Below are 13291 nucleotides of genomic sequence, written 5' to 3'. Positions count from 1 at the left end.
CTGAAACAACATGAGGGAAGCCGCCGTCATTGAAAACAAACCGGTTAAAGCAAAACGAATCATATGAAGATACATTTGATTCCCCTCCAATCGTTTGAGTATTCATACTATCATAATGATTGAAGAAAGAAAACCTTAATCATCTTTATGTTATAATCCCAAAAAAGAGAAAAGGCTTACGGCCAACACCGAACTTAGGACCACGAGAATGATGTTCCAGTTCAGCCATGAAGAAAGCAAAGCTATACCAGCTCCCACAATGCCATACCACATGCTGCCTTCATTGATGTGCAGAATTCCGGGAAAAATCAAGGCCCCAAGAATGGCAAATGGAACATTCTTCAGGATGCTTTGCCATTTCTGGGGGATAATGGCCGTATCCAGGGCAATAAGCGGCAGCACACGCGGAAGATAGGTGACCACCCCCATACCGGCAATCATCCAGAGCAAATTAGTTTCCATGGGCTTCCTCCTTCATCAAAAATTCAATGCCGGCAGCTGAAATAATGGTGGATAGAATAATGCCCCATCCTCCTGACAGTGGCTCATACAATGAAAACAGCGAATTCAACAGAGCAGCTGTACCTGCCAGGAGTATGACCTTGCTGGATTTTTTGGCAGATGGAACAAGAAGGCCGATAAACATGGCATATAATGCAACAGCCATTCCGGCCTGAATGGTTTCCGGCAGTCCTGCTCCGATCAGGTATCCAATGCCCGAATTGATCACCCAGCTTCCGTAGGCCGTTAAACCAAGTCCCAGCATAAAAGAAGAAGCAAGTTTCCTTTCAGTCCGTGTTGCTGCGACAGAAAAGGTCTCATCTGTAATGAGGAATCCGTACACGGCTTTTCTCCACTTCGTATCCTCTTCCATTTTTTCGTTTAACGAAGCACTCATCAGCAGGTGGCGGATGTTCATGATAAAGGCAGTGATGATGATTTCAAAAGCACCTGTACCCGCTGCAATCATGGAAAGAGCAATGTATTGGGATGCTCCTGCAAAAACAATGATGCTCATTCCAACTGTTTCAAGCAGTGACAATCCACTCGACTTTGCCAGCAGACCATATGTAAAAGCAATAGGCAAATAACCGATGGCAATGGACAGTCCCGCCTGGATTCCTCTCTTGAAATCATGATTTGCAGCAGAAATAGCAGGAATCGGGATCATGATGAAGAACACTCCTTTTGTTCACTTTATTCAGAATTATATGTTATATTATACATATTGTATGTTATATAAAACAATTTCACAAGGAGCATTTTTTCCTATGAATTTAACCGAAATTATAGGTAAGAGATTAAAAGCCCTGCGAGGCCAGCGAAGCTGGAGCCTGGACCAGGCCGCCCATGCAACCGGCGTATCCAAACCGATGCTAAGCCAGATCGAGCGGGGAGAATCCAACCCGACAGTAAGCACGTTGTGGAAAATTGCGAATGGGTTTGGAGTATCATTCAGCTCCTTTGTTGAAGAAGATCAGCCTTCCATAAAAAAGGTCATCACGAACGAAATCAATCCGATTGCCGATGCCAGTGGCACCTTTCTCGTCCGTCCTCTGTTCCCGGTTGAACCGGGGAAATCGTTTGAAATCTACTCATTGGAGCTTCTTCCCGGCTGCAATTATTGTTCTGAAGCTCACCCCGATGGTGTGGAAGAATACCTGTTAGTCGAAGAAGGCAGCTTTGCTCTGACTGTTCACGAAAATACCTACACATTATCAACGGGGGAAAATCTGCATTTCGCCGCCAACTTTACGCACTGTTATCAAAACCATGGTGACAGCCCTGCCAGATTGATCATGATGATCTATTATCCGTATCCCAGGGCATAATGGTACAGACCCTAAGCTCCATTCAACGGAAACATTCTAAAAAGAAACGGCACCCTGGAATTTAGCAAAGCTAAACATTCGGGGTGCCGTTCAAAATTTTAAGATGTTGCCGTTTCTTTTCTGTGTGCCGGAGGCAAATGGATGGCTTTTCCGGTTGCTTGTTCAACTGCTTCAAGCCAGGTTTCGCTCAATGATGGATGGGCATAAACAGGATACGAAAGATCTTCATCTCGGGCTGCCATTTCCAATGCCAGCGTTCCCGTGCTGATCATTTCAGCAGCTCCAGCTCCCATCATGTGAACTCCAAGCAACAGGTCTGTTTTGGCGTCTATAACCATTTTAGCCAGCCCCTCCCTTTGCCCGCTAAGGCTGGCAAACCCATTGCCACCCATGGCGAACTGGCCGGTCTTAACCTCAAATCCCTGCTCTTTCGCTTCCTTTTCCGTCCATCCAACGGTTGCTATGGGAGGTGTGCTGTGAATCACTTGAGGAACAAGGGCCAGGCTGTATGCAGAGCTCAACCCGCCAATATGCTCGGCAGCCACTTTACCCTGTTTAATCGCCTTGCTGGCAAGCCTCATACCGATGGTGCAATCTCCTGCAGCATAAACTCCAGGGACACTGGTTTCTCCATATTCATTGACCACGATATATCCCTCGTCATCCAAATGAACCTTGATAAATTCAAGACCCAGTTCATTTGTGTTCGGCTGATAATTATCGGTAAAAACCATTACATCGGCATCCAAGGTTATCTTTTCCTTCACGCTTTGAAGCGTGATGGTGACCGCTTCCCCGCCTGCCTCTGCCTCAAGCAGCTCAGCATTTTTAAAAAGTTTAATTTTCGCTTTTTTGTATACCCTCTGAAGCTCCCTGGCAATAGATTCATCAAGACCAAACGTATCATCACTGCAGATCAGGGATACATCTGCCCCCAAATTACGGAAAGCCATGGCCGTCTCTATAGCGATATAATCCGAACCGCATACCACGAGATGTCCTGGTACCCCGTTCAGGTTTCTCAGTTCCTCCGCGTATATGATTTTCTCTTCAGCCCGGCTGATCCCGGAAGGCATTACCGGCCTGGCCCCTGTTGCCACAAGAGCATTTTCATACTGATACATCTCATAGTGATGGCCGGAATCCACCCCAATTCGATTCTCGGACATAAACGTTGCGGTTCCTTTGATCACTTCGATTTTGTTCGCCTTAAAAAGAGCTTCAACTCCTTTTTGCAAACCGGTAACGATTTTCTTTTGATATTCGATAAACGACGACCATTCAAAACGCGTTGCCTCTGTCTGAATTCCCATTTCTTTTAGATGGGGCATGGAGGCATATTGCGCGGCGGCATGAGTCAGAGCTTTGGAAGGGATGCATCCTGTATTGAGGCAGACACCGCCCAAGTCTTCTTTTTCAATAAGGGTCACTTCCAGCCCCAACTGGGCTGCTCGGATGGCGGCGATGTAGCCACCGGGCCCTCCGCCCACGATGATCAGCTGCCTGTTTTGGACAAATTCACCTACCACCATCTTATATCAGCTCCAATACCATAACCGAAGGATTTTCAATCAGTTCCTTGAACCGGTTTGTAAATTGTACTGCCGTTGCTCCGTCGGCCACACGATGGTCAAAGGACATGGACACATTCATGACCGAACGGATTTGGATATCATCATGAATAACGACCGGCATTTTCTTTGTTTTATGAAACGCCATCAAAGCGACCTCAGGAGCGTTAATGATCGGTGTTGCCCCCATGCTGCCAAGCGGTCCTACGTTGGAAATGGTAAACGTCCCGCCTGTAAGGTCTTCCCTCGTTAGCGTTCCTTCTTTTGCTTTTGTGATTTTCTTTTTCATGTCACGGTTAATGTCCTTTATGGAACGGCGTTCGACATTTTTAATAACAGGGACAATCAGTCCATCTTCTGCATCCGTCGCAATTCCGATGTTCACCTGCTTTTCGAGCCTGATAACTTCCTTTTCTTCATCCAATTTGCTGTTAAAGACCGGGAAATCGGCAAGAGCCAGCTGGATCGCTTTTATGAAAAAAGAGGCAACAGAAATAGCAAAGCCTTTGCTTTTGTCAGGATCCAGCATTTTAAGCTGCTTTTTCAGCTCCAGTACATTTGTCATATCCACTTCTTCAAAGTGTGTCACATGCGGGATCGTAAACAGGGATTGCGTCATCTTTTTGGCGATTTGCTTCCTGCGTCCCCTGAACGGGATCTCTTCCGTTTCCCCTGCAGGTAATTCTTTGTTTATCGTTGGGGCATCCGGCTGTTCTTTTCTTATGGAAGTCTTGGTTCCATTGACGAAACGAAGAACATCTTCCTCCGTGATCCGCCCTGCTGGTCCTGTTCCGGTAATCTGCTCAATGTCCACACCGTAGTCCCTTGCCACTTTTCGGGTATAGGGAGCGGCAAGCACCCGTTTGTTGAGCATGGCCAGAGATGCTTGCCCACTGGAAGAACTGCTGTCCGCTCCTGCTTCCATTAAAGGTTCCTGTGATTTCGGCGTTTGGGGAACAGCGGATGCTCCTTCACTTTCAAGACAGAGCAGGACGGTTCCAACGGTAACGGTTTCTCCTTCCTTTACAAGAATGTCGGTTACTTTTCCGGCCACAGGGGAAGGGAGCTCTGCGGTTACCTTGTCGGTCTGGACTTCAACCAGAGGCTGGTCAATGGAAACCACGTCTCCCGTTTTGACAAAAAAGTGCAGAATTTCACCCTCATGCATACCTTCACCTATATCGTGCAGCTTTACTTCCACCATAAACAAGCCCTCCTAAAAGTTGATCACTTTATGAATTGCAGATGTAATTCTTGGTGCATTGGGAAGGTAATGATCTTCCAGTGCAAACATCGGCACAGGTGTGTCGAACCCGGTAACCCTCTCAATAGGCGCCTTCATATATAAGAAAGACGTGTCATTGATGAGCGAAATGAGAGTGTCCCCCAGACCGCCGGTGGAGGGAGCTTCATGGACAATGACCGTTCTCCCCGTCTTCTGAACACTCTTGGAAATCAATTCTTTATCCAGCGGATACAATGTACGCAGATCGATAACCTCCACGCTGATCCCTTTGCTTTCAGCTTCATTCGCCGCTTTTAAAGAAGCGTCAACCATGGCCCCATAAGTTAAAATGGTTACCTGTTCCCCTTCCTTCATCACACGGCCTTTTCCAATTTCAACGGTATATTTGCTGTCCGGAACGTCCATCTTTGAGCTTCTGTAGCATCTCATCGGCTCCAGAAAAAGAACCGGGTCAGGGTCCTCGATGCTCGCAATGAGAAGCCCCTTCGCGTCGTATGGATTGGACGGCACCACAACCTTGATGCCCGGCATGTGCGTGAACAGGGCTTCAACGGAATCCGAATGGATTTCCGGAGCTCGTACGCCGGCACCAAATGGCGCACGGATGACCATGGGAACGGTAAATGCTCCGAGCGTTCTGGATCGTATCCTCGAGGCATGCGTCATAATTTGGTTAAATGCCGGATAGATGAATCCAAGAAACTGCATTTCGGCAACCGGTCGGAATCCGTTCATGGCAAGGCCGATCGAGGTTCCGATAATACCAGACTCAGCGAGTGGCGTATCGATAATGCGCTGATCCCCAAACTCTTCCATCAATCCGTCGGTTGCCCGGAATACTCCTCCATTTCGCCCGACATCCTCACCGAGAACAATTACGTTTTCACTTTCTCTCATCATAGTTCTCAGTCCATCGGTAACTGCCTGAACAAGCGTCAGTTTCTTTGTGCCAACTGCTGCTGTCGCCATGCTATTCCCCCCTCACATGTGCATATGCTTCTTTTTGATCCTCAATAGGCCATGGATTTTCGGCAAAAACGTGGTCAAACATATCATTTAGATGCGGCGGCTGTTCGTTCTCCATTTCATTTACCGCAGCTTCAATTTCCAGAGTGATGTCTTGTTCCAGCTCCTTTTGCCATGAAGACTCCCAGATGCCTTCCTGCTGCATAAACTTCTCAAGACGAGCAAGAGGATCCGTAGTTTCACGGCGGATACTACTCTCATTCTGGTCTCTGTATTTGGACGGATCGTCTGCTGTTGTATGTGCTCCATATCTCCAGGTCACAGCTTCAATCAGCGTCGGACCACCGCCGGCGCGGGCCTTCTCCACCGCAGCTTTCGTATGGAAATAAACCGCAAACACATCATTTCCATCCAGCCTGATGCCTTCGATATCATATCCGACTGCCTTTTGGGCGATCGTTTTGGATTTCATTTGTTTTTCGACCGGAACCGATATGGCAAATCCGTTATTTTGGTTAAAAAAGACTACTGGAATGTTAAACACACTGGCGAAATTCAACCCTTCATGAAAATCCCCCTCAGATGTGGCGCCGTCCCCAAAATAAACGATTGAGGCACGATCCGTTCCTTTCATTTTTTCAGCCCATGCCGCTCCTGTAGCGTGGAGAAGCTGGGAAGCGATGGGCACAGCAGGAGGAAAAATCTTTATACCCTCTGGAGGGATACAGCCTTCCTGGCGTCCTTTCCAGTACAAAAGCACATTCTTTAGCGAATGGCCAAACGTTAAGGTAGCCCCATGATCACGATAGGTCGGAAACATCCAGTCTCCTTCCTCCATTGCCATTGAACTGCCGATCTGGGCCGCTTCCTGGCCCTCAAAAGGGACATAGGTGCCGATGCGTCCTTGCCGTTGAAGATTAACACCCTTTCGGTCGAACAGCCGTGCTCTCAGCATTTTCGTATACAGTGTTTTTACCAGGCTCTCGTCCAGCAAGCTTTTATAGGCATCATCAACCACTACTCCATCTTCATTGAGAATTTGTTTTTTGGGAAATTGGGTCTCCATGTTAACTCCTCCTTGGTTTTAGGATCTTCTAATGCCTGACGCTCCACTTTGGCCGCTGTTGATGGGAAAAGAAACTGTTTCGCTTCTTTCGCTGCTCGATCCGGTCTTCGCAAAAACGGTTTGCTGCTTCCATGGTTGAAAGATTCAGCTCCCTGCTTTGTTTGTTTATAGATTTCAAGAAGTGAATCATAGATGGCCTTTGTCTGATTCAGCACGCGCGCTTTATTCGGTCCGTACAGTTCATCGGCTACCTGGATCAGCCCTCCTGCGTTCACGATATAATCAGGGCCGTACAGAATCCCTTTTTGCTGAAGGTAGATTCCGTGTTTATCTTCAAGCAGCTGGTTGTTGGCACTTCCCACTACCGCTTTAACCTTCAGCCTGTCAATGGTCTCGTCATTCACGACACCTCCGAGCGCACAGGGAACAAAAATATCGGCATCCACTCCGTAGATCTCATTCCCCTCAACCACTTCAACGCTTCCCGGAAGAAGTTCAGCCCGCTCCACAATGCTTTGTTGCGCCTGAGGATTAATATCGGTTACATAAACCCGGGCACCTGCCGCGATCAACTGCTCAGCCACTTTATACCCAACCTTCCCCAGTCCCTGGATACTGTAGGACATTTCGGAGAGATCCTCGGTTCCAAGGAGAGTCTGCAAGGTGGCTCTTAAACCGTAAATAACACCCTGGGCTGTCGGAACAGAGGAATCACCGCTTCCCCCGTATTCATCCGGCACTCCGACAATACAGGCGGTTTCCTTTAATGCATGCACAAAATCCGACGGCGTAGTCCCCATATCTGTGCCGGTATAAAACCTTCCGTTCAATGAATCTACGAACTGGCCAAACGCCCGGAACAGAGCGGGAGATTTATCGGTTGTAGGATCTCCGATGATCACCGACTTTCCCCCGCCGAAATCGACGTCGGCTCCTGCGCATTTATAGGTCATGCCACGGGACAGCCGGAGTACATCCTCAAGTGCTTCGTCTGTGGATTTATACGGCCGCATTCTGCATCCCCCCAGCGCCGGTCCAAGCGTGGTATTATGTATGGCGATGATTGCTTTTAACCCGCTGGCCGGATCATTGCAGAATACCACTTGTTCATGCAGCGATATTTTTTCAAACATGTTTTCTCCCCCCTGATGATCCTTTGACTCTTTGTCGCTTTAAAGTAAGCGCTTACATTTTGTTCTATAAAACTTTCATCTCTTCCAGCTTTTTTGAGATCTGTGCTTTTGGCAAAATATATTGGGTGACTTCTCCCCGGCCCACGACCGCTTTTTCATTACGTACCTCTACCTCGCAAATCACGGCCTTTCCTTTCAATTCCGTCAGCGTTGCGGTAATGGAAAGGGGCATCCCTTCAGGGGTAGGCGCCAGATGAGTTGCTTTAATGCCACCGCCTATTCCTTCCTCGTTCTCTTCTAGAAATGGAAGAATGATTTGTCTTGCCGCCCATTCCATATGGTAAACCATTGAAACGGTAGAATAGGCCGGATGAACCAGCTTTCCCTCAAACTGTGCAAACATTTCGGGTGTAACACGTGCTGTTATCGTTGCCGTGTCCCCAATCTTCATCCCTGGTTTCATCTTTTCACCTCATTATGAAATTGTTAAACGCAAAGAATAAGGACATTTTCCTTTTCCCGGTCCATGCCCTCTACTACTTCGCACTATTCAACTCGATAATTATATAACGTTTTCTTAACGTTATAATATCATTTTGTTAAATGATCAGTCAATGAGTACCCTTTGATTTCAATTCAATCACTCCTGAATGCACAAAAAAACCGGACCATGTGCCAGTCCGGCTTTTCCTGTAGAAGTGATCGGAGTGTATTAAAACAGCCCGGCCAATTTTGACGTCCATTGCTCATGCTGCTTCAAAAAAAAAATTTCCTCCCACTTAATTTCGATTCCTACCGTATATTTAAGCTCAAAGTCTACCTGTTTTGGGGAGAAAAACCAAGGAGTCCCAGAGTTCTTTCCGCTGGTAAAGTGTTACAGGGGTTTATGAAAGCAACGCTCTGTCGCTAGCCATTTTTTCTCCGCGGATTCTTTGAAACTCTTCCAGCAGCCGTTCCACCGTAAGCTGCTTCTTGTTTTCCTCATCCACATCCAAAATGATCTGGCCTTTATCCATCATAATCAGGCGGTTCCCAAGATCGATGGCCTGCTGCATATTATGAGTGACCATTAACGTGGTCAAGCGGTGCTTTGAAACAATCTCTTTTGTTAAATCCGTGATGAGGGCGGCACGAGAAGGATCCAGTGCTGCTGTGTGCTCATCCAGCAACAGGATATCCGGCTCGGTGAATGTTGCCATCAGCAAGGAAAGCGCCTGGCGCTCACCGCCGGATAACAGCCCCACTTTGGCAGTGAAACGGTTTTCCAGTCCCAGATGTAAAGACTTGACAGCTTCCTGGAAAAACTCCTTTGATTTCTTTGTAATGCCCCGCTTTAGCGATCTTCGCTTGTTTCTCGCGTACGCCATGGCCAGGTTCTCCTCGATGGTCATGGTCGGGGCTGTACCTGCCATTGGGTCCTGAAAGACTCGGCCAATAAACCTTGACCGTTTATGCTCAGGAAGATTGAGGACGTTTTTACCTTTGATGAGCAGTTCGCCCATATCCGGGTAAAGAACCCCAGAAACCACGTTCATGAGGGTGGACTTTCCCGCTCCGTTGCTTCCGATGACTGTAACAAAATCACCAGGTTCAAGCTCCAGCTGGATGTTGGACAGTCCAATTTTTTCATCAGGCGTACCCTCGTTGAAGATTTTATGAACTGATTTTAGTTGCAGCAATTTCTTCACCCTTTCTTTCCAGAGCCTGACGGTGAAGCTGTCTTCTCTTCGCTTTTCTTGCCTGCTCTTTTCGTGCGTCCAGCAATTTGGGCAGAACAAGTGAACAAACTACAATGAGGGCTGTAATCAGTTTCAGGTCACCGGTTTCAAAGAATTCAATTTGCAGCGCGAACGCAATGATAATGCGGTAGACAACCGCTCCGAGAATGACGGCCAGCGTTGCCCGGCCAATTGATTTTGTACCAAACAGCGCTTCACCAATAATAACGGAAGCCAGGCCGATAATGATCATCCCGATCCCCATTCCAACATCGGCAAATCCCCCGTATTGAGCAATAAGTGCTCCCGCAAATGCCACCAAGGCGTTGGAAAGCCCCAATCCTAAAACCGTCAGGCTGTCGGTGTTTGCGGAAAAGCTACGGATCATACGCTTATTGTCACCCGTTGCGCGTATAGCCAGGCCAACCTCCGTTCTCAGGAACCAGTCGGTGGCAAACTTGATCAATAACGTAACAATAGCCATGATAAAGAATATCCCCCACGTTTTTGGCAGGCTTCCTCCCAATCCAATGGCTGTAAACAGGTTATTGACGGCACCGTCAATCCCAAGCTTCTGCCAAAAACCCGTGATGAGTGTAAACGAAGTATCTTCACCGAGTAGCGGAACATTCGACCGCTGGTCCATGATCCGGAGATTGATGGAATAAAGAGCAATCATCATCAGGATACCGGACAAAAGCGGATTGATCTTTCCTTTTGTATGCAGAATCCCTGTGAGACAGCCCGCTATAAAGCCCGCGAGCATGCCTGCTATCGTGGCCAAAAACGGATTCTGCCCATGTACAATCAACGTGGCTGAAATGGCGGCTCCTGTAACAAAGCTGCCATCTACCGTCAGATCAGGAAAGTCCAGAATCCGAAAGGACAGGTATACCCCTAGAGCCATGATGGCGTAGATGACCCCGGATTCCAAGGCGCTAAAGAGTGCAAACATTATGTTATCCCTCCTGTAAAATGCATTTTAATATACTCTCAAAAGCTACTAAGATTACAAAAATCTCATAAAAAACGTGCCGGATTTGACCCAAGACATTCTGTGCCAAACCCAACACATATGCATTACTCGGTATATTCAGCCATGGATTTCCATTCCGGCTTCAGTTTGACACCCATCGCTTCTGCTGCTTTTTTATTGATCACAAGTTTAAGCTTTTGAGGATATTGCACTTTTAGTTCGCTCGGCTTTTTATCGCCCTTCAGGATTTTAGCCGCCATTTCTCCCGCTTCATAACCGATGTCATAATAATCAAATCCATAAGCGGCAAAGGCCCCGCGCTTTACTGAATCCAGTTCACCGGCAAACATCGGAATATCTTTATCCTCTGCTACACTGATGACGGACTCCAGCGCAGAAACAACGGTGTTATCGGTGATAATGTAAAAAACATCCGCACGCCCTACAAGGGACTCCGCTGCCTGTTTCACATCCGCTGAAGTAGATACACTGACTTCAACCGGCTTGAGATCTGATTTTTTCAACGCATCTTTTACAAGATCCACCTGAGCGACGGAATTTTGTTCTCCTTTGTTATAGATGAGTCCAACGGTTTTGGCGTCAGTTTCTTTATCAATAAATTCAATGGTTTTGGGGATGGCATCAGGATGCGTATCCGTGGTTCCCGTAATGTTGTCTCCCGGCTGGTCAAAGCTTTTTACAAGTTTTGCCCCCACCGGGTCGGTAACGGATGTGAACACGATAGGAATATCTTTTGTAGCATTAAGAGCGTGCTGCGCACTTGGTGTGGAGTTGGCAAAAATTAAATCCACATTGTCCCCAACCAGATTTTTTGCGATAGTCTGTGAATTGTTCGGGTCGCCTTGGGCAAGCTGAACATCATATTTCACATTTTTCAGTCCGTTGGCTGAAATCGCCTTTTTAAACCCCTTATAAGCAGCATCAAGTGACGGATGTTCCACGATCTGGGTAACCCCAATCTTAATCTCCTTATCCCTTGCTTCACCATTTACTTCTTTTCCGTCCTTTGTGCCGCATCCGCCAAGCAGCAACACTCCTGCCAGAGAAACGCCAAGCAAGCTTTTCCACTTTCTCATTCTCTTTTTCCCCCTTTTTACTCCCTCAGACATCTGCCTATCGTGCTGTAGTCCTTGTTGAACGGCCATGTCTCCATAATTTGTCGAACTATTTACAAAATTAATTATATTATAAATTCTAGTCCTTTAAAAGGCTATTTCACGTTTTGCCATTGGGTGGTTTCCTTTGCCTGGCCTTGGAGGGCTAAAGATGCTTCTTCCATGATGGATTGGATCAGTTCGCTTGCAGAAGGCACGTTTTTAATCAGTCCGGCCACCTGGCCACTGTTGATATACCCATTATCAAAATCGCCTTCCATGGCACCGGCCAAATGGCGGTTTTCAGCTGTGACTTCATTAAATTCCTCGAGTGTTATCCCTTTTTCTTCACGTGACAGCAATTGTTCCGAATAAGGCGTTCGCATGACTCTTCTTATTCGGCCGACCGATCGGCCGACGATCATGGTATCCCTGTCTCCCGCCTTAATGAGAGCTTCTTGATAGCGCAGATGAAAAGGCGCTTCCTTTACCGATATAAAGCGCGTTCCGAGCTGCACACCTTCCGCTCCGAGAACCATCGCGGCCGCCATGCCTCTTCCGTCTCCTATTCCGCCGGCAGCCACCAGCGGCACGTTTATCGCATCTGCCACTTGCGGAATCAGGGTCATGGTCGTCGTCTCAAACGGAGAGTTCAATCCGGCTGCTTCATACCCCTCTCCCACAATGACATCCGCACCGGCATCTTCTGCTTTTTGGGCATGATAGACCGATCCCACCACACACATGGCTTTTATGCCGTGCGCCTGGAGCCGGGGAATATAGGGTGCCGGATTTCCTGCTGATAGGGAAACCACCGGTACCCGGTGCTTAATAATGAGTTCAAAAATTTCTTTTAGATTTGATGCCACGGCGAGAGGGATGTTCACCGCAAATGGTTTTTCTGTTTTTGAAGCCGTCTCCGCAATAAGCCGTTCCACCTCTGAAGGAGATCGGGTGCCAACTCCAATCGTGCCGAGAGCTCCTGCATTTGAAATCGCTGCTGTCAATGGGGCATTGCTCGCATTTCCCATCCCTCCCTGAATAACCGGATAGCTGATTCCCAATTGCTTGCAAACTCTGTTCATCTTCTCTCTCCTTTCTATGAATCTGTTATACTTAGATAAAACCAAAGGAAGGATGTTACACATGAACTATCCATTTAACGGCAAAACTCCACAAATCGATGAAAGCGCTTTTATAGCGCCTGGCGTACATATTATTGGCGATGTGACCATCGGCAAGGAATCTAGTATTTGGTTCAACAGCGTTCTTCGCGGAGACGACGGGCCCATTACGATTGGTGACCGCTGCAACGTCCAGGACAATTGCACGTTGCATCTTTATGAACAATTTCCCCTTGTGCTTGAAGATGAGGTCTCCGTCGGGCACAATGTGATCCTGCATGGATGCACCATCCGAAAAGGCGCCTTGATCGGAATGGGAGCGACAATTCTCGATGGCGCCGAGATTGGTGAGCAGGCGTTTATTGGCGCAAATACCCTCGTTCCATCCGGCAAGAAAATCCCTCCCCGGACGATGGTGATGGGCTCCCCAGGCAGGGTGGTCAGAGAACTCACTGATAAGGATTTAGAGCTCATCTCGTTAACCATCGAAACATACCGGCAAAAAGGACAGCAATGTAAACAAGAGTTAAAATAACCGTTTTAA

Annotated in this window: 13 protein-coding genes and 1 pseudogene; 2 read left to right on the top strand and 12 right to left on the bottom strand. The window is 47.6% G+C overall.

From position 1 onward, the window contains the following. Positions 1 to 150: 150 nt before the first annotated feature. Together AS030_RS00840 and AS030_RS00835 are read right to left on the bottom strand one after the other, a co-directional pair. Entirely contained in the window at positions 151 to 462 is a 312-nt protein-coding gene (locus AS030_RS00840) for an AzlD domain-containing protein (RefSeq protein ID WP_061967340.1), read from the bottom strand. Further along, the gene (locus AS030_RS00835) at positions 452 to 1171 is read right to left on the bottom strand and encodes an AzlC family ABC transporter permease (RefSeq protein ID WP_061967337.1); all 720 of its coding nucleotides are present in this window, start codon (positions 1169 to 1171) and stop codon (positions 452 to 454) included. Before AS030_RS00835 ends, AS030_RS00840 begins: the two co-directional genes overlap by 11 nt. A 100-nt stretch (positions 1172 to 1271) precedes the next feature. On the opposite strand from AS030_RS00835, the gene AS030_RS00830 reads away from it, so the two are divergent. Beyond that, positions 1272 to 1832 carry a helix-turn-helix domain-containing protein gene (locus tag AS030_RS00830; protein ID WP_061971390.1) on the top strand — a complete coding sequence of 187 codons (561 nt, stop codon included), beginning with the start codon at positions 1272 to 1274 and terminating at the stop codon, positions 1830 to 1832. 98 nt (positions 1833 to 1930) lie between these two features. Here AS030_RS00830 and lpdA read toward each other — a convergent pair whose 3' ends face one another. From lpdA to AS030_RS00780, 10 genes and pseudogenes are all read right to left on the bottom strand, one after another. Further along, positions 1931 to 3364, bottom strand: coding sequence for a dihydrolipoyl dehydrogenase (gene lpdA / locus AS030_RS00825; RefSeq protein ID WP_061967335.1), 1434 nt, complete (start codon positions 3362 to 3364; stop codon positions 1931 to 1933). A gap of 1 nt (position 3365) precedes the next feature. Then, positions 3366 to 4607 (bottom strand): dihydrolipoamide acetyltransferase family protein, encoded by a 1242-nt coding sequence (locus tag AS030_RS00820; protein ID WP_061967333.1) that lies wholly within the window; start codon positions 4605 to 4607, stop codon positions 3366 to 3368. A gap of 12 nt (positions 4608 to 4619) precedes the next feature. Then, on the bottom strand, positions 4620 to 5618 hold the full coding sequence (locus AS030_RS00815; protein ID WP_061967330.1) for an alpha-ketoacid dehydrogenase subunit beta: 999 nt from the start codon (positions 5616 to 5618) through the stop codon (positions 4620 to 4622). Between the two features lies 1 nt (position 5619). Then, positions 5620 to 6681 carry a pyruvate dehydrogenase (acetyl-transferring) E1 component subunit alpha gene (gene pdhA, locus AS030_RS00810; RefSeq protein ID WP_061967328.1) on the bottom strand — a complete coding sequence of 354 codons (1062 nt, stop codon included), beginning with the start codon at positions 6679 to 6681 and terminating at the stop codon, positions 5620 to 5622. Between the two features lie 28 nt (positions 6682 to 6709). Next, positions 6710 to 7814: pseudogene (locus AS030_RS00805) on the bottom strand (Leu/Phe/Val dehydrogenase). A 64-nt stretch (positions 7815 to 7878) separates the two neighbouring features. Next, positions 7879 to 8277 carry a thioesterase family protein gene (locus AS030_RS00800; RefSeq protein ID WP_061967326.1) on the bottom strand — a complete coding sequence of 133 codons (399 nt, stop codon included), beginning with the start codon at positions 8275 to 8277 and terminating at the stop codon, positions 7879 to 7881. A gap of 421 nt (positions 8278 to 8698) precedes the next feature. Beyond that, positions 8699 to 9493, bottom strand: a complete 795-nt coding sequence (locus AS030_RS00795; protein WP_061967324.1) for an ABC transporter ATP-binding protein — start codon at positions 9491 to 9493, stop codon at positions 8699 to 8701. Further along, positions 9468 to 10487: an ABC transporter permease gene (locus tag AS030_RS00790; protein WP_061967322.1), complete on the bottom strand. Its 1020-nt coding sequence runs from the start codon at positions 10485 to 10487 to the stop codon at positions 9468 to 9470. Before AS030_RS00790 ends, AS030_RS00795 begins: the two co-directional genes overlap by 26 nt. Positions 10488 to 10612: 125 nt before the next feature. Further along, entirely contained in the window at positions 10613 to 11605 is a 993-nt protein-coding gene (locus tag AS030_RS00785) for an ABC transporter substrate-binding protein (protein WP_061967320.1), read from the bottom strand. Between the two features lie 134 nt (positions 11606 to 11739). Then, positions 11740 to 12708, bottom strand: coding sequence for an NAD(P)H-dependent flavin oxidoreductase (locus AS030_RS00780; protein ID WP_061967317.1), 969 nt, complete (start codon positions 12706 to 12708; stop codon positions 11740 to 11742). A gap of 61 nt (positions 12709 to 12769) precedes the next feature. Between AS030_RS00780 and AS030_RS00775 the strand changes: the two genes are divergently transcribed. Further along, the gene (locus AS030_RS00775) at positions 12770 to 13282 is read left to right on the top strand and encodes a gamma carbonic anhydrase family protein (protein ID WP_061967315.1); all 513 of its coding nucleotides are present in this window, start codon (positions 12770 to 12772) and stop codon (positions 13280 to 13282) included. Positions 13283 to 13291 lie beyond the last annotated feature (9 nt).

Source organism: Fictibacillus enclensis, from assembly GCF_001457035.1.
Lineage (GTDB): Bacteria > Bacillota > Bacilli > Bacillales > Fictibacillaceae > Fictibacillus_C > Fictibacillus_C enclensis.
The sequence above is the reverse complement of the archived record's forward strand: the minus strand, read 5'-3'. Positions and strand labels throughout refer to the sequence as shown.